Origin of the sequence: Paenibacillus flagellatus (genome assembly GCF_003217775.1) — a bacterium.
In the GTDB taxonomy this organism is placed as follows: Bacteria; Bacillota; Bacilli; order Paenibacillales; family NBRC-103111; genus Paenibacillus_AB; species Paenibacillus_AB flagellatus.
Genome location: NZ_QJVJ01000006.1, coordinates 112,607 through 134,290, shown reverse-complemented (window position 1 = coordinate 134,290; position 21,684 = coordinate 112,607). Strand labels below are relative to the sequence as shown.

At 61.0% G+C, this 21,684-nt stretch carries 14 protein-coding genes; 9 read left to right on the top strand and 5 right to left on the bottom strand.

Going from position 1 to position 21,684, the window contains the following annotated elements; translation table 11 throughout:
• Positions 1-103 precede the first annotated feature (103 nt).
• The 3 genes from DLM86_RS14815 (at position 104) to DLM86_RS14805 (ending at position 1,913) form a co-directional block, all read left to right on the top strand.
• Complete coding sequence (locus tag DLM86_RS14815; RefSeq protein ID WP_110841051.1) at positions 104-613, top strand: SRPBCC domain-containing protein; 510 nt, start codon at positions 104-106, stop codon at positions 611-613.
• A 182-nt stretch (positions 614-795) separates the two neighbouring features.
• Positions 796-1,272: a DinB family protein gene (locus DLM86_RS14810; RefSeq protein WP_110840813.1), complete on the top strand. Its 477-nt coding sequence runs from the start codon at positions 796-798 to the stop codon at positions 1,270-1,272.
• 128 nt (positions 1,273-1,400) lie between these two features.
• Positions 1,401-1,913 (top strand): CBO0543 family protein, encoded by a 513-nt coding sequence (locus tag DLM86_RS14805; RefSeq protein ID WP_110840812.1) that lies wholly within the window; start codon positions 1,401-1,403, stop codon positions 1,911-1,913.
• Positions 1,914-1,941: 28 nt separating this feature from the next.
• On the opposite strand, the gene DLM86_RS14800 is transcribed toward DLM86_RS14805, so the two are convergent.
• The 4 genes from DLM86_RS14800 to DLM86_RS14785 all read right to left on the bottom strand — a co-directional run bounded on the left by DLM86_RS14800 (position 1,942) and on the right by DLM86_RS14785 (position 8,883).
• On the bottom strand, positions 1,942-2,787 hold the full coding sequence (locus DLM86_RS14800; RefSeq protein WP_158289482.1) for a metallophosphoesterase family protein: 846 nt from the start codon (positions 2,785-2,787) through the stop codon (positions 1,942-1,944).
• 262 nt (positions 2,788-3,049) lie between these two features.
• Positions 3,050-5,812: an OmpL47-type beta-barrel domain-containing protein gene (locus tag DLM86_RS14795; RefSeq protein ID WP_110840810.1), complete on the bottom strand. Its 2,763-nt coding sequence runs from the start codon at positions 5,810-5,812 to the stop codon at positions 3,050-3,052.
• A 301-nt stretch (positions 5,813-6,113) separates the two neighbouring features.
• Entirely contained in the window at positions 6,114-7,292 is a 1,179-nt protein-coding gene (locus DLM86_RS14790; RefSeq protein WP_146250215.1) for a stalk domain-containing protein, read from the bottom strand.
• Positions 7,293-7,902: 610 nt separating this feature from the next.
• Positions 7,903-8,883 (bottom strand): AraC family transcriptional regulator, encoded by a 981-nt coding sequence (locus DLM86_RS14785; protein ID WP_110840808.1) that lies wholly within the window; start codon positions 8,881-8,883, stop codon positions 7,903-7,905.
• Positions 8,884-9,021: 138 nt separating this feature from the next.
• Between DLM86_RS14785 and DLM86_RS14780 the strand changes: the two genes are divergently transcribed.
• Positions 9,022-10,077: a Gfo/Idh/MocA family protein gene (locus DLM86_RS14780; RefSeq protein WP_158289481.1), complete on the top strand. Its 1,056-nt coding sequence runs from the start codon at positions 9,022-9,024 to the stop codon at positions 10,075-10,077.
• A gap of 214 nt (positions 10,078-10,291) precedes the next feature.
• Positions 10,292-14,407, top strand: a complete 4,116-nt coding sequence (locus DLM86_RS14775; RefSeq protein WP_110840806.1) for a carbohydrate binding domain-containing protein — start codon at positions 10,292-10,294, stop codon at positions 14,405-14,407.
• 167 nt (positions 14,408-14,574) lie between these two features.
• Here DLM86_RS14775 and DLM86_RS14770 read toward each other — a convergent pair whose 3' ends face one another.
• A complete protein-coding gene (locus tag DLM86_RS14770) occupies positions 14,575-15,393 on the bottom strand; it encodes a helix-turn-helix domain-containing protein (RefSeq protein WP_110840805.1) in 819 nt (272 codons plus the stop codon).
• Between the two features lie 119 nt (positions 15,394-15,512).
• Between DLM86_RS14770 and DLM86_RS14765 the strand changes: the two genes are divergently transcribed.
• From DLM86_RS14765 to DLM86_RS14750, 4 genes are all read left to right on the top strand, one after another.
• On the top strand, positions 15,513-17,336 hold the full coding sequence (locus DLM86_RS14765) for an FAD-dependent oxidoreductase (RefSeq protein ID WP_110840804.1): 1,824 nt from the start codon (positions 15,513-15,515) through the stop codon (positions 17,334-17,336).
• Positions 17,337-17,382: 46 nt separating this feature from the next.
• Entirely contained in the window at positions 17,383-18,723 is a 1,341-nt protein-coding gene (locus tag DLM86_RS14760) for an ABC transporter substrate-binding protein (RefSeq protein ID WP_158289480.1), read from the top strand.
• Between the two features lie 112 nt (positions 18,724-18,835).
• Entirely contained in the window at positions 18,836-20,086 is a 1,251-nt protein-coding gene (locus tag DLM86_RS14755) for a Gfo/Idh/MocA family protein (RefSeq protein WP_110840802.1), read from the top strand.
• Between the two features lie 154 nt (positions 20,087-20,240).
• Positions 20,241-21,638, top strand: coding sequence for an N-acyl-D-glucosamine 2-epimerase (locus DLM86_RS14750; RefSeq protein ID WP_110840801.1), 1,398 nt, complete (start codon positions 20,241-20,243; stop codon positions 21,636-21,638).
• Positions 21,639-21,684 lie beyond the last annotated feature (46 nt).

The following is a 21,684-nucleotide window of genomic DNA, read 5'->3' as shown; positions in this document are numbered from 1 at the left end:
ACGGGAATATTCACAATGGGGTATATTAAGAGTGTGAAGTTGAGGCGCACGCCGCCAAGCCATCCGGCGAAGAAACGGATAACCCATTAGGAGGAAGATGACGATGACGAGCAAAATGACGACCAAGGTAGAGGGCAACGAACTGACGCTGGAGCGCGTATTCGACGCGCCGCGCGAGCTGGTATTCAAGGCGTTTTCCGAGGCCGAGCACTTGAAGCGCTGGTGGGGCCCCCGCGGCTGGACGCTGACCGTCTGCACCGTCGATTTCCGCCCGGGCGGCGTCTGGCATTACTGCATGAAGTGCATGGACGAGAACCAAGGCAGCTTCTACGGCATGGAATCGTGGGGCAAAGCCGTGTACAAGGAAATCGTCGAGGCGGAGCGAATCGCCTACGTGGACTACTTCTCCGACGCCGAAGGCAACGAGGCGGCCGGCATGCCTTCGAGCGACATCGTGCTTCTGTTCGAGGAATACGAGGGCAAGACGAAGCTCGTCAACCGGGCGACATACGCGTCCCCCGAAGCGCTCAAAGCCGTCCTGGACATGGGCATGGAGCAGGGCATTACGGAGACGTGGGATCGTCTGGACGAGCATCTGGCGTCCGTTCGATAAGCGGAACAAACAACAAACATCTTCTCGCTTCTCCGAGCGAAAAGGTGTTTGTTGTTTGCGTTTGCCCTTGCTTCGCGTTCCGGCTTGCCGGGCCGCTCGTCCGCCTTCGCGGCCATTTCGGCGACCGGGACGCTGAGCACTGTTATTATGCGAAACACAGTATCTTATGGGGAGGCTGCGACATGTTGAAACTATTCGAATATAATTGGCAAGTTCGCAAAGATTGGTTGGATTGGTGCGGCACGGTTAACGAGGAGGAGTTGATGAAAAGACGAACGGGCGGCGTAGGATCCATCCTTATTACTCTACATCACATTGTGGCAGTAGAGTATGGCTGGATATGCGGGGGAATACAAGGAAAATCGATCGAAATCCCTCCGTTCGAGAACGTGGCCGGCTTGCAGCAAATCAAAGATTTTTCCGCCCGTTGCCACCTGGAACTTGCGCCGTTTGTCTATGACTGGAAGGATAGCCTGGAAAGCCGGATTATGATCGATATCACGGATGAAGGGGAACGGGAAGCTCATACGTATGGCGAAGTGATGCGGCACGTGATCGCCCACGAGATCCACCACATCGGTCAATTATCCGTATGGTCGCGAGAAATCGGGAAGAAGCCGGTTACGGCAAACTTGATCGGCAGAGGGTTATTCGATTGATCGCGATCGAAATGTTGATTGTATACTAGACCGGATAATTTGTAAATATTAACAAATGCCATGAGCATGAACAGCCAAGAAAACGAGTGTTCCATCCATACAAAATAAGGAGTGGGGTACAGTAGACCATGGATGATAAGCCGGTTTTCATCATTCTAGCAATCGCTTTTATCCTTGCTGCATGGAAATGGGGCGATTGGAGAACCTGGCAAAAATATCATTCGACAATTTTGTATTTCTTATTTTGCGATGCTCTTTATAACTATTTTACATACGAATATCCCTTATGGCGCCATACACCGATATCTTGGATTCCGTCCTATACGGGTATTGAACTGCTTGCCATGATTTGCTTTGCCTGTACTCCATTGATTTACCTGGGGCGATTCCCCAATAAACGCTGGAAGTCGATATCATGGGTTTTCCTCTGGGTCTCGCTTTATTCGGCTATTGAAGGAGGGCTTTATTTATTGGGAGCCATGAAATATGATCATGGTTGGACTTTCCTTCATTCCGTACTTTTCAACATGTTGATGTTTCCGATGCTGCGACTTCACTTTAAACATCCTTTATTCACTTACCTGTTATCCGTTCCAATAACGATTACCTTATTGCATTTGACTAAGGTTCCCGTTAAATAAATGAGAATCATACGACTCGCCGACTCGGTTACCTCCGTTCCAAGATTCGTTCGTCCACGCGCAGCGCATGGTCCGCCGGATCGCCGTCCGCCTCCGCGTGCAGCCCGAAGTAGACCATGTTCCCGCCGATCAGCCGCGCAAGCCGTTGCAGCTCCTCGTCCCGCACGCGAACGGTTTCGACGGACAGCGCGCCGTCGCGGACTTCGGCGATCCGGAAGGCGGGGACGTCGAGCACCGCGGCCGTCTGGACGAAATGCCAGTTGCCTTCGCGGACGATCGAGTGTTGATGGTTATGTCCGCAGAAGTAGACGCCGAAGCCCTGCTTCTTGGACAAAATCGACCGGATGTCGATGTTGGGATCGATCGAAAGCTTGCTTATCGTCGATCGTGCCGTCGTACCGTATACCGGATGATGGGCGAAAACGAGCAGCGGCTTGCGCTCCGAGCGCCGAACCTGTCCGTCCAGCCATTCGAGCTGCATCGGATCGAGCTCGCCGCCCCAGTCGGCGGGATTCATTTCCCTCGTCGTATCGAGCACGAGGACGACGGCCTCGTCCGTCTCGATCGCCCGGTACCGGAGCTGGCCGGTGATGGCCAAGATGTCCGCCTTCGGCATCCAATACGTGTCGTGGTTGCCGAGCGTATGGACGAACGAGTTGCCGCCGCCCAACGATCGGATTTTGCCGAATACGTACCCCAGCTCGTCCTCGGTGCCTTCGTTGGTCAAATCGCCCAGCGACACGTGCAGGTCCGCCTCGATCGCCATAAAACGCTCGAGCATGCCGCCGAAAAACGATTCTCTCGCCTTCAGCAGCTCGTTCCCGGCGTGCTGCATGCGCGGGTAATGGAAGTCTCCCATGATTGCGATTCGCATCCCTTCACTCTCCTCGAATTGTTCGGGTGGGTGGCATCTCCAGCATAGCTGCCGCATGTTAACCCCGTGTCACGACACTCTAAAGATTGTATGAAGCCGTTTCCCATGCGAATAGGGCTTCCGTCCCGATGTTGCTTCGCGGTTCGGGGGAGAATCGGACTTTCGGCATGGTTTCGAAGGAGCGGGGCGGAGCGGCGGCTTCCCCCAGGAAAAAGACGAAGAGGAAACGCCGTTTCGCAAACGGGGCGTTTCCTCGTCTTCGTCAGCTTTGCTCCAGTACGTACCGGATATCGTCCAGCAGCAGCTCGGCGAACTCCGCCGCAATATGCTTTCCGGACTGCGCTTCGATCTCGTGCCGGAGCGCGTTCAGCGCTTGAGCCAGCCGCTCCGGGTCCGACTTCGCCTCCTGCGCGCGTTCGGCTTTACGGATCAGGCCGTTCCGAATCCCGGGGTTGTCGATCCATCCCCGGTCCGCCCCCTTCCGAATGATCTCGGCCAAGTCGTCGGGCGTAACCTCGACTGTTACATCGTATACCGCTTCCGTCACGTTGCCGGCCCGATCGGACGCCTCGACGGAGAGGACGTGCGTGCCGGCCCCTACGGTCAAGGCGTCGAAGCGCGCAGGGATCCCGATCGGCCGCCCGTCGAGCCTCGCTTCGAGGCGCTCCACTCCGCTGAGCGCATCGTCGGCCGATACCGTCAGCTCGATCGGGTCGGTTTGCCGATACGACGTTTGCCGCGGACCGTCAAGGATCGGCCCCGTCCAGTCCGTCCCCACCTCGACGGTGCGTACGTCCTCGATATTTCCGGCCGTATCCTCCGACCGGTAGGCGACGGCATGCCGGCCTTCCTCGCCGATTCGAATCGGCCGCTCGTAACGGGTCCAGGTCGCTCCGCCATCCAGGCTGAACCGGGTTTCCTTCACTTCCGAGCCGCCGTTGTCGGACGCCGTGAGCGACACCGTGACGGGGGAGACGTACCAGCCGTTGCGCTCGATCCCCTCCACGGACGCGTCCGTTTGCGGAGGAGCCGTGTCTGAAGCGCCATCCGTCCGTACGACAACGAGACCGTATGGCGGAACCTGCGGGACGGAAAGGGTTGCTCCGTTCGCGGAAACGGGCGGGTTGTAACCGGCCGCGTCGACGGTCACCCAGCTTTTGTACACGTCGGCCGCGTTCAAGCCGCCTTCGACCGTATAGGTCAAATCGCGGGATTCGGCCGACGTATTGGAAAACACGTAGTACCGCTGCGAGTCCTTGCGGATGTGGAAGCCGAGAAACGGACCCGCTTCGAGCTTCGCAAAGCCGTCGCCCGGTGTTGCCCAGACGGGGGAAATGTCGGCGGCCACGTCGAACGTTTGTCCGGCGGCGTACGTTTGCTTGCTTCCGTTCCCCACGTACAGCGACTTGGACGAAAGGTCGGAGGAGCCGAACGAATTGGCCAGCACGGAAACCCGCAAATCGCCGAGTCCGAACACGTTCGGGGCGACCGGCTGGAACGCGAACGTTTCTTTCTCGCTTGCCTTGAGATGCACTCTGGCGTAATTCGGGCTTTGCTCCGCCAAGCTTTGCATCGATACGAGGCCGACGACGCCGGTTTTCAGCTGCAGCCATATTTGATGGACCTGCCACGGCGATTCCGGGTATTCGCCGACATGGATATACTGGGCCCTCCTCGGCTTATACCGCGCGGACAATGCCGCGAATTCGGGCGACGTTACGAGCGCTTTCGGGTAGTGGATGGCGGTGGCATCCGCCGAATACCCGTTGAATTCCACCTCGGGCTTCACCAGCTCGATATAGCCGTTTTTCGTCTTCGACCCCATCGCGCCCCGCATCGTCCGCACGCCCACAAACGTATTGGCCGTCTGCCCGAGCGTACCGACCCAGTTGAAATCGCCGTGCCATCCCCGCGCGCCGCCTATCGGTCCGAGGTTCCGATCCCGAACGACTCGGCTGTCCGCCGGGGCGACCGGCACGATGTCGTCGCGCCAATAGTCGACTCCGTAAAAGGACGGATCGACATACAGGATCGGCAGGCGCTCGGCGTACCATTTGTTCCGCCCGTCCCCGGTCAGCGCGGCGACAATGTCCGGAAGAGACGGCGGCACGTAGTCGTTTACGACGGGCGACTGCTTCCACCAGACGTGGGACGACGTTTCGGCGCCCCCGGAATTGTTCAGCAGGTACGGGTAATAATCGACCGTCTTCCGGATGATGGCCGCCGCCTTCTCGAGCCCGGCGATCGTGTACAGCCGCGACAGCCAGTTGACGGTCACCTCGTGGTAGGAAGCCACCTCGTTGCTGTCCTGCAAGTAATGGAAAGCGCCGTCCGGCATCACGTTCGAATCGATCGCGTCCAGAAACGCCTCGGCACTGCGCAAATACCGGTCCTCCTGCCACAGCTTCCAGGAAAGCCCCATGACGAACGCATAGCCGGCGTCGGCATTGGCGTACTCCTTCGAGATGTCCCCGTAGCTGTCGACGCGGCTCTGCCGGCCGTAATAGTTGTATTGGTACTCGACCGCCGGCTTCAGCCGCTCGAGCCATTGGGGCATCTCCTGCTGAAAGTGGCCGTTTGTCCGGAGCATCCATAACGCGTCCAGCAGCGACAGCAGCAAAAACCGGTTGGCGTTATCGTCGCCGGTCCGGCCGCTCCCGGCCTTCCACCAGTTTCCTTCCGGAAGCTGGCAGCCGATTAAATAGTCGACGAGCGCCTTGCTCTGGCCCTTCAAGCTTTCTTTTTGCCCGTCGGTTAACGTGCTGAGCGAATGCGTAATCGCCCAGGCCCGCCATTTCGCATGTACGGCATGGGTGTAGACCAAGCCCCAGCTGTCCGTCGCGGACGTGCATGCCGGAAGATTCGGCAGCGTCGCGTTGGCCATGCTTGCATTCAGTTTGGCGGCGTACGGGTTGGTCCGCGCCGTATTCGCGCGAGCCGTATCCGCCAGTACGGGGCTAACGGCGGACATAATCAGAGCGAGCAGCAGAACGATGGAAACGTTTCGTCTCGACCGCTTTTTCATCAATCGAACACCTCCATGACACGTTGGGTTTATACCGTTGCTTGCATCAGTCGATTGCGTCGCCTTTGCATTGATTGCGCTTACAAAGCGACCTTCGCCTCCTTTCGTCGCAAGTGGAGATACCCGTTCCGCTCCTTGGAAAAAGCGTCGCCTCCCTTGTCCGAACATAACAAACCGCCGTGCGGAGCTCAATAAACATCATTGAACCGCATATACAAAAACGAAAAAGCCCCCGCCACGATCCGTATGAATGCCAAAAAGCCGCGATAAACGCGGCTTTCGGCACGTGACGGGGCGATCGTTATTTCGGACCGAGCTTCACTTCAACCTCGATATGATGGATGCTGGAGGTGATCGATTGAAAATCGGCCGTAACGGATTCCGCATATTCGCCCTTGTTGCGGACCCGAACGAGCATGGCGCGAGGCTCGCCGTCCTGCGGAGCATAGCGGGCCGCGATCTTGTAACGGGCGAACGGTACGTCCTGCAAGCCGAAGCCGTCTCCCGAATCCTCCCCATGCGCGATGATCGTCTCGCCTTCGCTTCCGTCCAGCAGCGGCCCGACGGGAACCAGCGTCAGCTCGACGTCTTCGCGGCTCGGCGGCGGCAGATCCGGATTGTCCGGATGGAAGTAATCGGCCATATAGAAAAGCACTTTGCCGCTGCACGAATAGCAGCCTTCCGGTCTCGGCCCCGTCGAGTCCCAGACGAAATGGCGCACCGCCCCCGTGTTGCCGGCAAACGGGTTGTCGTTGTCGGGAGTCAAGCTGATCTGAATCGTGCTGCCGTTCAGCTTCCGCTTCAGCTCGGCGCTCATATTCCAGGTGGTCGCCAGCTGCGGCAATTCGATACGGTACTCGCCGTTCGCGTCCGTAACGGCAATCAGGTTGCTGTTGTACAGCAGCATATTGTCCGCGATAACCTGCACGCCTTCCAGCGGACTCCCCTTGCCGTCCTTCACGAAGCCCTTCACGACCCAAGGCTCGATCGACGCGGATCCGTCTCCCGAATCGTCCGGATCGTCGCCGCCGCCCCATACGTTAATGACATATTCGCTTCCCGTATCCTCGAACGTCACCTCATAGCCGCTGTTTTCGGCTACGAACCGCAGAGGGACCATCGTGCTGCCGTTCAGCATTTGCGCCGGAACTTCCAGCGGGATGAATTCGTCGTTCACTTTGGCGGCCTTGCCGTCAATCGTAAGCTCGATGTTCAAGTCGTCCTTCCTCCCGATCGCTTGGCGAACGCCGCCGGAGTCGATCCATTTCACTTGAAACCCGAGCGCTTCGAACAAAGCGCGAAACGGCACCAACGTCGTCCCGTCCAGAATGACCGGCTGAGCGTCCTCAAATTGCAGCGGCGCCTCATTATGGTACACCGCGATCGGTTTGGGCGCGGCAACCGCCGTCTGCCCCACCAGCATCAGTCCCATAAGACCGGCAAAAGCCAGCCATGCTGCGCGAAACCTTTTCCAATACACGTTTCTCACTCACCATCCGTTTCTATGGCATTATCGGAATGCCGCTCGAAATAAGTATCATTGTAGAGCATTCGCATGCCTCCTAACAGGAACTTTCCGGCCATCACCGGTCATGATCTTTCGAATGCTTTGACCGTGACTGGTCATAGCCGGGAAGGTGATTCAGACACGGCGGGGCGGGATACGGCCGCTAACGTCCATTGCCCGGATCGCAGCTCCGGCTGAATGGGCACGGGGCGTCGACAAAGCGCCTCGCCTTGTTGCCTGTCTGCAAGGCGGGCCAATTTCATCCTCCGTACGTGCAACAAAACGCCAAAAGACGTGCAAAAACCCGCCGAAGCGGGTTTTGCTTTGGGGCAGACCTCTATTTGTTCAACCGTTCCTGAATGCTCTTCACCGCATCTTCTTCCGCTTTCCTGAGCGCCGTGTTCAAGTCCGCTCCGGAGCAGCCGGCTGGTTTCCTTGACCGCAGCCGGTCGCCAGCCAGGCCGTCGGCATGACGACCGCCATCCCATTCGATGCTCTGCTCAAGTGGCGTTTCCCCTTCCGATCGGTATGTCTTCCATCGACCTCCTCTCCATCATAATCCCGGTTCGATTCGAAAGCGTTGTCATTGCGGGCCATTTTTTTGCCAATCCGGTCTGTCTCGACCCGTTTGCAGCCGGTCGCCGTCGCCTCCCGTCGCGTCCCGGCCTCGAATCGACGCCGTCCGGGCTTGGACCGAGCGGACGTACTCGGAAGGAGACATGCCCGAGATCCGCTTGAACTGCTTGGAGAAGTAATGGACGCTGCTGTACCCGAGCCGTTCGGCTACATCCGAGAAGCTGGCCGTATGCTCGCGCATGAGCTGCTTCGCCCGGCTGATTTTCAGCAGGTTGAAATATTCCATGACGCCGCAGCCCGTCTTGGCCCGGAACAGCGTCTTGAGCCGCGTACGGCTGATCGTGAACCGCTCGCACAGCTGATCGAGCGTGAAGTTGTCCGACAGATGCTCGCGGAGATAGTGGACGACGGCATCTACAACCTCGTCGCCTTCGGCTTCGGCCACGACGGAAGAGGGATGTAAGGAGCGTTCTACCTCCTGCGTCCGGCGATAAAGCTGAATGAGCAAAATTTCCAGATAATTGCGGATCAGCTGCTCCCCGCCGAACGGGGCGCCTTCGCGGCTGCTCGGACAATTCGCGATGTGAGGGGAATCGATCGCGGGCTCGAACGCCTGCAGCCCTTCCCGGACGATGCGCGACAGAAGCAGCCGTTCCTCCTCCAGCAGGCGGATCGTTTTGTCCTCGAACGCCCGCATGCAGGGGGACGAGCATTCGAACGAGAGGATGATCAGGTTGGGAGCTTTGTCGTTGGCGGCCCGTCCTCCATGGAACACGTTCGGCTTGTAAAAGATCAGATCTCCCTGCTTGAGCCGTTGATTGCCCGCGTCGGTGAAAATGTCCACTTCGCCCTTGTCCACGTAGACGATTTCCCAAAAATCGTGGCGTTCCCCGCTCGTGTAGAACTGTTTGGTCAATTCCCGGTAGTAAAACGTAACCAATTTGCGTATGGACAACTCTTCCAGCAGCGTATGTCTCGGACGCTCCATAGCCGTCTCCCTTCCGTCCCGACCGAATTGGCATAACGTTGGACCTTAAAGACAACGACGTCCATGCGGAGTTACCCCTATTATAGGGCATAGACAGACAGTTTCAACTAAGAGAACCCGAGAGGATGGATGAAACGCATGAACAAAATCCGGATGGGATTGATCGGCTGCGGCGGCATGGGGAGCAAGGGCCATGCCGAAGGCTTGCTGGCGCTGAGCGACCGGCTGGAGGTGACGGCGGTTTGCGATATCGATCAGGACCGCGCCCGAGCGGCTTCCGAGCGGCTCGGCGCAGCCTTTACAGCAATCGATTACCGCGATCTGCTGGACCGGGTGGACGCCGTATTGATCGCCCTTCCGCACGATCTTCACTTCGAAGTGGGACTGGCCTGCCTCGAAGCCGGCAAGCATGTGCTGATGGAGAAGCCGCTGTGCAATACCGAGGAGCAATGCCTGCGGCTGATCGAAGAGGCGGAGCGCCGTCGGCTCGTCCTGATGAGCGCCTATCCGGTGCGGTTCTGGCCGATCGTTCGGAAGATGAAGGAGCTGATCGACGCCAAGACGTACGGGGACGTATTTCATCTGTCGATCTGGACGGAGCAGTTCACCCGATTTCCGTCCGGGCACTGGACCGAGTCGGCGGAGCGGCTCGGAGGCGGCCAGCTGTTCAGCCACGGCTGCCATTACATCGACCTCATGCTCTGGCTGCTGGGCCGGCCGGTTAAAGGGTTTCACCTGGGCACCAACTTCGGTACGCCCTGGATGGAGAAGGAAGGGACGAGCGATCTGGCGATCGAATTCGAGAGCGGCGCCGTCGGCTACCACTTCGGCACGTGGGGCGCTCGCGGGACGCGGCTCGGCTACAGCATTCACGCCCACTGCACGGAAGGAATGCTGGAGTACAACCGCGCCGAGGGCAAGCTGTACCTGCATTCGAACATCGCGGCGGAACAAGCCGATCTCGACACAACGTCGCGGACCCGCATCCTGATGGAGGACAACGCGGCGGGCAAAAAAACGCAGTACGAGACGGAGCATTTCATCGACTGTATCCGGACGGGCAAGCGCCCGGTCACCGACGGGGCCAGCAGTCTCCAAGGATTGCGGGTGATCTGGCGCCTGTACGAGGCGGAACGCAGCGGCACGATCGCCGATCTGCGAGGACTTGCAATCGAAGAGGGCGTCTACGGCTGACGCGGTGCGGCGCTGCTATCCGCACGAGCAACGGGGAACCGGTCGCCGAGTTTCGGCAGCGCAAACGAACCCCGGAGCCTCCGCCAAGGAGGCTCCGTCGGCTCAGCCGCAAGAGGAAGGGAGGTGATCGAGGCATCGAATTGACGATCTCCAAGTATCTGCAAACACCTCAAATTGCAAGCGCTTCCACAAAAACCGAATCGGAGGGAAGACGATGAACTTGTCCATTCGAAACACGCTCCGAAACATCCGATCGCTGGGCGCGAAGGCGGCGCTCACGGCCTGCCTGCTGACCGTCCTGACGCCGCTTCTCGTCCCGGCAGCGACACCGCATGCGGCCGCGAACGGCGTCGGAGACGACTTGATGGTCAACGGAGGGTTCGAGCAGACTGAAGGGGGATATCCGCTTCCGTGGATCCCATTCAACGGCTGGAGCAATCCGGAGCTCGCGCTGACGCCGGCGGCGGCGCGGACCGGAACGAACGGGTTCCAAATTCAAACGACGCAGCAGTCGAATCCGTGGATCGCGCAGGAGATCCGGGTGGAAGCCGGGGCGGAATACGAAGTGTCGGCCTGGCTGAAGGCGACCGGCGTCCAAGGGTCCGGCATCGGCTTCAAGCTCGAATTTTACAAGGGCGAGGAGCGGACGAGCGCCGGCCATCTGATCGACCGTTCCGACAAAGTGCTCGCGGGCGATTTGACGGGCGACTGGCAGCAATTGAAGATGCAGGTGACGGCGCCGCCGGAAGCGACGATCGTCGTCGTCTTCCTGAGGCTGTACGGCACGGGCACCGTCTTCTTCGACGACGCGTCCTTCGTGCTGCGGAAGCTTCCTCCGATGATCGAGATGAAGACGGATCATCTGTTCTACTACTCGGAATGGGAAGAAGGACACGTCGCCGCGACGTTCCGTCCGCATGACGGCCAGACGGCCGGCAAGCAGGCGGAGGCGCGCGTTTACCGCGTATCCACGGGCGTGTCGATTGCGACCTACGGCTTGACGAGCGCCGCCTCCCCGCTGGCATTCGACTTCGATCCGACGCTGATGGTCGAGGAGGAGCCGTACAAGGTCGAGGTGAGCCTGCGCGACAGCTCCGGAACGCTGCTGGAGACGGCGGAGAAGACGATATACCGATTCGACCGTCCGACGATGCTGCGCGAGGACGGCAACATCCGGATCAACGGCGAGCCGTTCTTTCCCGTCGCCGCCTATCACGTCCGGCAAACCGATTATCCGTACTTGTCCGAAGCCGGAGTCAATACGGTGCAGGGCGGCGTGACGAACAAAGTCCAGACGATGCGGGGAACGCTCGATGCGGCCTGGCAGAACGGGCTTCGCGTGCTCGTCCCGCTCTATTACAACATGAACGTGCAGGAAAACTACGCGATGATCGAGCAGTTCGTGACGGAGCTGAAGGATCACCCGGCGGTGCTCGCTTGGATGATCATGGACGAGCCGGTGCAGAACAACAAATCGCAGGAGGAGCTGGCCGAAGCTTACCGCATCATCCGTTCGATCGACAAGGCGCATCCGGCCTACCTTGTGGAGGCCCCGGCCGACGCCTACGAAACGGTCGCTCAAGTGACGGACATCCTCGCGACCGACGTCTACCCGCTGCCGTTCTTCCCGATCTCGATCGTCGGCGAGCGGACGGCGCTGGCCAAGCAGGCCGCCGGAGAAGGAAAGCCGGTATGGAACGTTCTGCAGGCGATGTACAATCCGCCGGTTTGGACGCATCTGCCCACGATCGGCGAGCTGCGCAACATGGCGTACCAGTCGCTGCTGAGCGGCGGGCAAGGACTCGCCTATTACTCCTTCAACGAAGACGGCTTCGCGCTTCGCCAATCCGAGCTTTGGCCCGGACTGGTCAAGTTCCGGGACGAGCTCGAGCTGTTCGGGCGGCTGATCACCGAAGGGGAACGGCTGGGTGCCGGTCAGGCGACCGACGTTCGCTGGACGCTGTGGAAGGACGGCGACGAGCTTTACGCGGCTGTCGTCAATACGAGCGGCGCAGTCCGCACGGCGACCGTGCCGCTCGGGACAACGGGCTATCGCGCCGAGCTGCTGTACGGCGATTCCCGCTCCACGCTGGACGAACAGTCGGACAGCTTGACGATCGGGCTCGGTCCCGAGCAGTCGCTCCTGTACCGGATCGTGCCGTTCGCGACGATGGTAAGCCAAGCGATCGGCGAGGCCGACGAAGCGGCCGGGCTGTCGACCGAGCCGTTCTGGGTGTCGACCTTCAGCCAGCTTTTCGCCGGGCTGGATGCGGCCGAAGCCGCGTTGACCGGCACACCGTCCGCCATCGGCGACGCGATCGAGGCCGCTCTGGACGCCTGGAGCACGGCCGACGATTTGACGAATTGGGCCGAGCTTAACGGCGCCGGCGGCACGAAGGAAGAGATGCTGAACGCGCTCGATCGGATCCGGGAGCTGCTCGCGCCGATCGCGGCTGCGAACGTGCGTGCCGACTTGACGTTGGCCGCCGGGCGGATCTACGGGCAGCAGGAGCCGAACGAGCTGGCCGTTACGCTGCACAACGGGACGGCAAACGCGATACAGGACGTTCAAGTCGAGCTGCGGCTTCCGGAGCCGTTCGGACTGCCGCAGCAGACCCGAGCGTTCTCCTCGATCGGCGGAGGTCAGGGAACCGCGGATACGTTCGACTTCGGCATCGGCGTCGCAGTGCCGGAGGACCGCTACCGGCTGCAAGCCGTCATCGCATTCGAATATGCCGACAGGCCCGGAACGCGGATTACCGTCGGCAAGTCGGTCTATGCCGATTATTCGGACCTGCTCGATGCCGTAACGGTTCCGGCGTCGTTCGACGCGAAGGAAGGCGGCGCCTTCCCGTTCGCCGTCACGATCTCGAGCAGCATCGCCAGAGCGCTGAACGTTGCGCTCGACCCGGATTTGGCGCCAGGCATGACGATCGATCTTCCGGCCTCCTTGCCGCTGCCGGCGAATGGCAGCACGACTGTAACCGGTACCGTATACGTTCCGGAGAACGCGGCCGACGGCGCCAATGAGGCGGCCATCGACGTGTCCGCGGACGGGCATGTCGTCCGGACGGTTCCGGTGACGGTCAACATCAGCAAAAACTTGCTCGCCAACCCGGGCTTCGAAACGGCTTCGCCGGCGAGAACGGCGCCGAACGGCTGGGGGATGCGCGACGGCGTATGGACGCAGGACGAGAAGCACGGCGGACAATATGCCGTATCGCTGCTGCCGGACCCGGCCAATACGTGGAACGTGATCGCTTCGGGCTTGATTCCGACCAAGCCCGGCTACAAATATGCGCTTCGAGGATGGGTGAAGAACGGCTCCTCGTCCGGAAGCGCGTCGATCGGGCTGAGGCAGGTGAAGGAGGACGGCGCGTCCACGATCAACTACACGTGGAAATCGGCGCAGCCCCTGTCGGACTGGACATCCTACGAACTGGAGCTGACGCCGGCGGCGAACGCCAAGTATGTGCAGGTGTTTCTGCTGTCGGACACGCTCACGGACGGACCGGCCTGGTTCGACGATCTGTATGTGGACGAGATACCGGTCGAACCCGAATTCGTGCTCGACGCCGAAGCGGCTCCGGCTTCGATCGCCTCCAACCGGGGCGGCGCGTTCCCGTTCGAACTGCAGCTGTCGAACAACGCGGCGCGCGAGCTCGCGGTGGAGATCGAGCCCGATCTGCCTTCGGGCGTGACCATGCAGCTTGCCGCATCGGCCCATTTGGCTGCATTCGGCCAAACGACCGTCACCGGTACGGTATACGTTCCGACGACCGTCACCGACGGCGTTTACGAAGCGACGATTCGGATATTCGCCGACGGTCAGCTCGCAAGGTCGGTTTCGCTGCCGATCGTGATCGACAGCAATCTGCTCGTCAACCCGGGCTTCGAGCAGGCGACGTCCCAGGGGACCGCCCCGGCCGGATGGCTGATGCGTCAAGGACTGTGGGTACAGGATGTCGTCCATGGCGGGCAGCACGCCGTCTCCTTGGCGGCCGATCCGAACAATGCATCGAACTACATCGTCTCGGACCTGATCCCGGTCGTGCCCGGCAGCCCGTATGCGCTCAAGGGTTGGGTCAAGAACGGCTCCGCGGCCGGCGGCGTGTCGATCGGACTCAGGCAGGTCAAGGAAGATCGCGTGTCCACGGTCAAGTACACGTGGCGGGAGACGCTGGCCGATACGGACTGGACGCATTACGAGCTGTCGATCGCGCCGTCTTCGACCGCGAGGTATGTGCAAGTGTTTCTGAAGTCGGATACGACCGCGGACGGTTCCGCCTGGTTTGACGATCTGACGGTGGAGGAAATTTCCGCTCCGTAAGCCGCAGCCAGGTGAAGAAAAAGATATGCCCGTTGATCGATTCGTGTATTCAAACGCGATTCCGGAACCTGATACGATGAAGGCAAGTATAAACCGGACGATCGCCGCGACCGTGTCCTGCCATATCCGACAGCTTGCGGCAGCCCGCGGGCATGCGAAAGCGGCGATCAGATCCGGTGGGCTTTCCGGTATTCCGAGGGGCTGATTCCCATCTTCTGCGAGAACACGCGGCTCAAGTAGTAACCGTTGGCGTAGCCGCATTCCGCCGCGATCGCATCGAGCGTCAGGCCCGTTTCCGCCAGCAGGGCGCACGCCTTGTCGAGCCTCAGCTCGCTGACGAATTCGCTCGGGTTGACGCCGAACTTGCGGCGGAATCTTCGGCTAAGCTGGACGGTGCTCAGACCGAGCCGGTCGGACAGCTGGCCCAGGCCGAGCGGATGGCAAGCGCTTTCAGTCAGAATCGTTCTGGCCTCGTCCATGAGCGGGTCGTCGTACACGGGCGTCGTGCGTCGCCGGCTGGTCTCGCACTCCCAGCCGTACTGGTGCCACAGATCCTGAAGCAGGAAGTTCCGTCTGGCGACGGACGGGGCGTCCATTCGGGATTTGAGCAGGCGCAAATACCCGCAATTGCTGGCGAAGCGCTGCTTATCCGTCATGACGGAAAGCCCGGTCGGGTTCGGCTGCAGAAGCTCGTCGCCCCGAATCTCTTCGCCGGTCTCGCTGCGCCAGGTGAAGTACAGCACGAGGAACGAGGAAGGACGAAGCATGACACGCTTCAATACCGTGTTCGGCGGGCAGAGCACGAGACTGCCTTTCTCCGCATTCCCCCGGTGCTTCTCGAGCTCGAAGCGGAAGCTTCCGGATTCGACGGCGAACAGGACCCACAGCGGACTCTGGTCCTCGTCCTTCTCGAAACGGGCCTTGTCGCGCCAGTCGACCAAGGTGACGACATGAGGAAGAAGCTCCTGGGGATGGTAGGAAGGCATTTGGCTCACCCTTATCGCGGAATGTATGGGTCTTCGATAAGAATACCGGATCGTTCGGCCAAAAGAAAGAGAGCCCGCAGCGCTTTGTGCGGGCGAACGATACAAGGGAGAGATTCGACATGACGGTAACACCGGCAAGAGAACGGACCTTGCTGCGCACGCAGGTGCTGATCGCCGGAGGGGGGATGTCCGGCGTTGCCGCCGCCATCGCCGCTGCGCGCAACGGGGCCGCCGCGATCCTCGTCCAAGACCGCCCCGTCCTGGGCGGCAACGCTTCTTCGGAAATTCGCATGAACATCAGCGGCTCGTCGGTCCGGGGGAAGGCGCTTCAGACCGAATCGCGCGAGAGCGGCATCATTGAGGAAATTTTGCTCGAGTGCGCGGTGCGCAATCCGCAGCGCAGCGCCAGCATGCTCGATCTGATCCTCTACGAGAAATGCCGCGCCGAGCCCAATCTGACGCTGATGCTCAACACGGCGGTCGTCGGAGCGCGCATGGACGGAAGCCGCATCGTTTCCGTATATGCGAACCGGGAAAGCACGGAGGACTTCTTCGAAATCGAGGCCGAGCTGTACGCCGACTGCACCGGCGACGGCAGGCTGGGGCATGAGGCCGGAGCGGTCTATACGACCGGCCGGGAGGCGGCGGCCGAATTCGGTGAGACGGTGGCCGAGGAACGGCGCGACGAGTACAGGCTGGGATCCTCGCTCCTGTTCACGTCCCGGGACATGGGGCGGCCGATGCATTTCGTACCGCCGAAGTGGGCGCGCAAGTTCACGGAGGACGATCTGAAGTTCCGTCGGCACGACACCTGGGAATACGGCTACTGGTGGGTCGAATTCGGCGGCATGCTGGACACCGTCAAGGACAACGAGACGATTCGCGACGAGCTGCTGGCGATCATGCTGGGCATCTGGGACCATATCAAAAACAGCGGCCATCACCCGGATTCGGCCAACTGGGCGCTCGATTGGTTCGGGTTCGTGCCCGGCAAGCGGGAATCGCGAAGGTTTGTCGGGAAGTACGTGCTCAAGGAAAGCGACCTGGTCGAGGCGGTCCATTTCGACGATGTGATCGCGTACGGGGGCTGGCCGATGGACGTTCATCATCCCGCCGGCATCGAGGCGACGGGCGAGAAGCCGAACAAGGCGCCTTATACGCCTTATCTGTACGGCATCCCGCTGCGGTCGCTGGTCAGCCTCAATATCGACAATCTCCTGTTTGCCGGCCGCAACATGTCGGCCACCCATATCGCCTTCTCCAGCACTCGGGTCATGGCCACCTGCGCCTTGATGGGCGAAGGGCTGGGCACGTTCGCCGCCGTCGCCCTCCGCAGCGGCAAGCCGATCGGCGACGCATGGCGGGACGCGGCGATTGTGAAGGAGACGCAGCAGCAGCTTCTTCGGCAGGGGGCCTATCTCCCCGGCATCCGGCTGGAAGACCGCAACCTCGCCGCGGATGCCCGCATCGTCGCCTCCTCCGAGCAGGAGGAAGGCCGGGCCGCCCTGATCGTAGACGGCCACGTCCGATCCGTGCACGGACCGAAAGGCGTTCGGCCGGACTTGGCCGTGCCGGGCACGCACCGCTGGATGTCCGACCCGTCGGATTTGGCGCCATGGCTGGAGATGCACTGGGAGGAGGCCGTCCCTTTGAAGCGGATTACGCTGGTGCTGGACGGCGGACTGCATCGGCATCTGGCACTGACCCATTCCGACATGCACTTTCAAACAATGGCATGGGGGGCGCAGCCGGAAACGCTGAAGGAATTCCGCCTGCTGGCCGACACCGGCGAAGGCTTCGGGGAAATCGCGCACGTGCGGGACAATTATTCGCGGCAGCTGGACTTCGACGTGGAGCTGCGCGGGTTTCGGAAACTCCGATTGGAAGTGGTCGCCACCAACGGATTGGATCATGCCCGAGTGTTCGAAATTCGATGCGTCTGACGAAGCGGATTCACGGCAACAACGAAAAAAGGGAGGTCATCCTCGAATGAAGGTTGCGCAAGGAAAGTCGGATCGCAATGGAACGTTGGCTTTCGCCGTCGCCTTGCTGCTGGCGGTCACGCTCGCTTTGGCCGGATGCGGCAAAGGCGCGGGAACGTCGGACGCACCGTCTCAGCAAGGGGGCGAGACGCCGAAAACAGCTACGGAGCCGGTCACGCTGACCGCGGCGATCGATGCCGTCATCATTGATCCCGCTTTGGAGAAGCTCATTCAGGAAGAGCTCAAGGCGAGCCGTCCCAACATCACGCTGAACATCATCCAGCCGACCAAAGGAAACACGTTGAACGAACTGATCGCGGCGGGAACCGTACCCGATCTGATCTTTACGTATAACGGACGGCTGTCCACCTATGCGGATCGCGAGCTGCTGCGCGACATGACCGAACTGGCGAAGACGCATCAAATCGATTTGAGCCGGTTCGATCCGCAAATGATCGACGACGTCCGCAAATTTTCCGACAAGGGCGAATTGTACGGCATCCCTTACGGGACGAACTTCCACGCCCTTTATTACAACAAGGACATCTTCGACAAATTCGGGGTCGCCTACCCGCAGGACGGCATGACTTGGGACCAGGTGGTCGACTTGGCCAAGAAGGTGACCCGCAAGGACGGCAATACGCAATACCGCGGATTCGATCCGGGCGCCGGCATCTCCTGGATTTACCAGCCGCTCGGCATCCAGGCGGACGATTACAAGACCGGGAAATCGTCGATCAACAACGAGCAGTGGAGAAAGGTATTCGAGCTCGTTCATTCGTTCTACTCGATCCCCGGCAACGAGCCCGGCACCGTGACGGCCGCCGACCAATTTCTGAAAGACAAGACGCTGGCGATGATCGGCTATACGAACTTATTCTCGCAGCTCGAGTCCGCCGGCCAAAACGGCTTGAACTGGGACGTGGTCCAATACCCGAGCTATCCCGAGCGCCCGAACATCTACGGAAACGCCAGCGTGAACGTCATCATGGTGACGAAGACGAGCAAGCATACGGACGAGGCGATGCAGGTCATCCGGGCGGCGACTTCGGATCGGGTGCAGCTGGAGAGCTCGAAGCAGGGCAAGGTATCGCCGCTGAAAAGCGAGACGGTCCGGGCCGCATTCGGAACGGGGCTCCCTTTCCTTCAAGGCAAGCAGCTGCAAAGCATATTCAAGAGCAAGCCGGTTCCGTATCCGCTCTCGTCGCCGTACCGGTCCAAGTCCGAGTCGATCGCGAGCAAATATTTCAAGGAATACGACAGCGGCAGCATGGACGTCAACTCCGCGCTGAGCAAGGCCGAGGAAGAGATCAACAAGATGCTGCTGGAGGAGAAGGCCAAGAAGTAAGGAAGACGGTGTCCTCGGTAAGACGGCGGAAGCGGCTTGCCGTCCGACCGGGGACATCGCTTGCCGGGGCCGCTGTCCGGCAGCGGGCATATCAGGGGGGGGGGGGAGCGAGTTGAACAAGCTTGCGGAACGGAACGCGAGGCTCGGCGTGATCGGGCTGGGCGGCCGCGGATACGGGCTGCTGAATCAGCTGCTCGGGATGGAGGATGTGGACGTCCCGGCGATATGCGACCGGTATGAAGATCGGCTGTGCCGGGGGGCGGAACGGATCGCCGCATCGGGCCGGGCGGCTGCGGAACGATACGAGGATTACCGGCAGCTGCTTGCCCGGGACGATCTGGACGGCGTGATCGTCTCGACCTCGTGGACGAGCCACGCGGAGATTGCGATAGTGGCCATGAATGCAGGGAAAGCCGTAGGCTGCGAGGTCGGAGGGGCGCTGTCGCTCGAGGACATGTGGGAATTGGTGCGAACGGCGGAGAGGACCGGGGCGCCTTTCATGCTGCTGGAAAATTGCTGCTACGGACGTCACGAGCTGGCGGTCTGGAACATGGTCCGGCAAGGCTTGTTCGGAGAGCTCGTTCACTGCCAGTGCGGGTACGAGCACGATTTGCGCAAGGAAGTCGCGACAGGAAGCGAAAATCGGCATTACCGTCTTCGGCATTACTTGAACCGCAACGGCGATCTGTACCCGACCCACGGGATCGGCCCGATCGCCAAACTGCTCGGGATCAACCGCGGGAACCGGTTCGTGAGCCTGACTTCCATGTCGTCCAAAGCGCGGGGACTGGCCGCCTGGACGGAACGCCATCTGGGGCCGGAGCATCCGGCGGCGAAGGCGGACGCGGCTTTGGGCGACATCGTCACCACGATGATCCGGTGCGCGGGCGGCGAGACGATTGCCGTCATCCACGATACGACGCTCCCCCGGCCGTACTCCAGAGCCGGCAGGGTACAGGGGACGAAAGGCATTTGGATGGAAGACAACCGGTCGATCCATCTCGAAGGGCGAAGCCCCGCCCATACGTGGGAGCCTTTCGACGATTATATGGCCGAATACGAGCACCCGCTGTGGAAATGGTACACGGCTCATGGCGTCCGGGAAGGGCACGGCGGGATGGATTATTTGTGCCTGCGCTCCTTCGTGGAGAGCCTGCGGCGGCAGACGGCTCCGCCGATCGACGTGTACGATGCCGCCGCCTGGATGGCGGTGACCGTCCTGTCGGAGCAATCCGTCGCGTTGGGCAGCCAGCCGGTCGCCTTTCCCGATTTTACGAACGGCAAATGGATGAGCCGGGAGCCCGCGCCGTCCGGCAAGTACGGGCTGGACGTCCTGGACGTCTCGGCGTTCGAGGCGCCGTGATTAGCCGTCTCCCGTCCTCTAATCGCCGGACTTCCGCGATATAACCATATTTGACCGGCTCGGTCGGAACGGATATTTCGTGCATAGCGGCCGGGCGCCGCATCGTATGATCTTCTACGAGGAATCATCCGATGTAGAAGGAAGGGATGCGCTTATGGCGGCAACAACGCGCCCCCGGACGGGCGGCCTGTCCGGTCCGACCATTCAAGTCGACCCGCTGTTCCCGTACTATGCCAACCGATCGCCCGACAGCGTGGCGGAGGAAATCCGGCTGGCCGGCTTTCCGGTCGTCCGCTACTTCGTCGTCAACGAGAGGAAGGTGAACCGCAAGCTGATCGAGGCGTTTCGGAAGCGGGGTATGTTCGTCTGGGCGCTCGTGCTCGGCAACGGTTCGTTTTCCACGGAAGGGTACCCGGACGAATGGCCGGACTGGCAAATGAAGCTGCTCCGGCCGGTCGACGACGGCTATCGGCGGTTCTCGTATTTCAACGACGACTTCGTGGCATGGAAAACGAAAACGATCACCGCCATGCTGGCCGACTGCCCGTTCGACGGCATCGAAATCGCCGAGCCGTACTTCCCCGAATGGAACGGGCTCGAAAGCGGCGTGTACGGAGACGTCGGACCCTATGCGCAGCGGGCGTTTCGCCGGCGGTACGGGCTGGAGATGCCGGAGTTCGTCCGGACCTCGTCGCCGCGCTACTACAAGAACGACCCGGACACGTATCGGAAATGGGTCCGGTTTCGCATCGACGCCGTGAACGGCTTCCTCGACCGGGTCATCAACGGGGAAGGAGGCGCCCGCCGCACCCGCCCGGACATCGCGGTGGCGACGTGGTCGCTGGCCGTGGACGCCGGACCCGATTCGGTAAGCCGGCTGGCGGACATGCAGGGCAACGACGCCGCCTCGATGATCGCGGCCGTCAAGCCGGACCTTCACGTGCTGCAGACGCATTGGCCGGATTGGGGCAATCCCGATCTTCCCGCGGACTACGTCCGGCGCTACGAGCCGTTCGTCCGCGACATCCGGAGACGTCATCCCGACGTGCCGATCGCCGTGCAGGCGGACGTCGGCTCGTCGAGGAACATGATCCGCAGCCGCGCTTGGACGGAGACGTTCGCCGCGACGGCGGCCGCATCGGGGTACGCGTCCTGGACCGCCTACGAATACCATATCGGCGGCGCGATGTACGAGGAGCGCCCGACACCGGTACTGGCATCGCGAACGGGTGCTCGCGAGGCGATGATTTCGTTCAACAAGCGGATCCGCATCGATCCGGTCCGGCTGAGCCGCGAGCTGATCGGCTTTCGCGCGGACGGGGGGGCCCATCGGTTCGCCCCGATCGACAAAGCCCGCGTCGACGGCAGCCGGCTGTACGTTGCGTCGGACCGGTTCCCGCCGGGAAGCTTCGAGCTGCGGATTCCCGGAGGGATTCGCGATACGCCGGAGCTATGGCTGTACAAGGATTTCCCGGCGAACGAGGCGGCGCCCGGCGCCAGCATTCGGGTACCGCCGTGGGAAGGCGAACGGCCGCCTCCCCGCTTCCGCTGAAACCGCACCGACTCTTCTCCGTATAAGCGTTTTGAAACGGTTACGA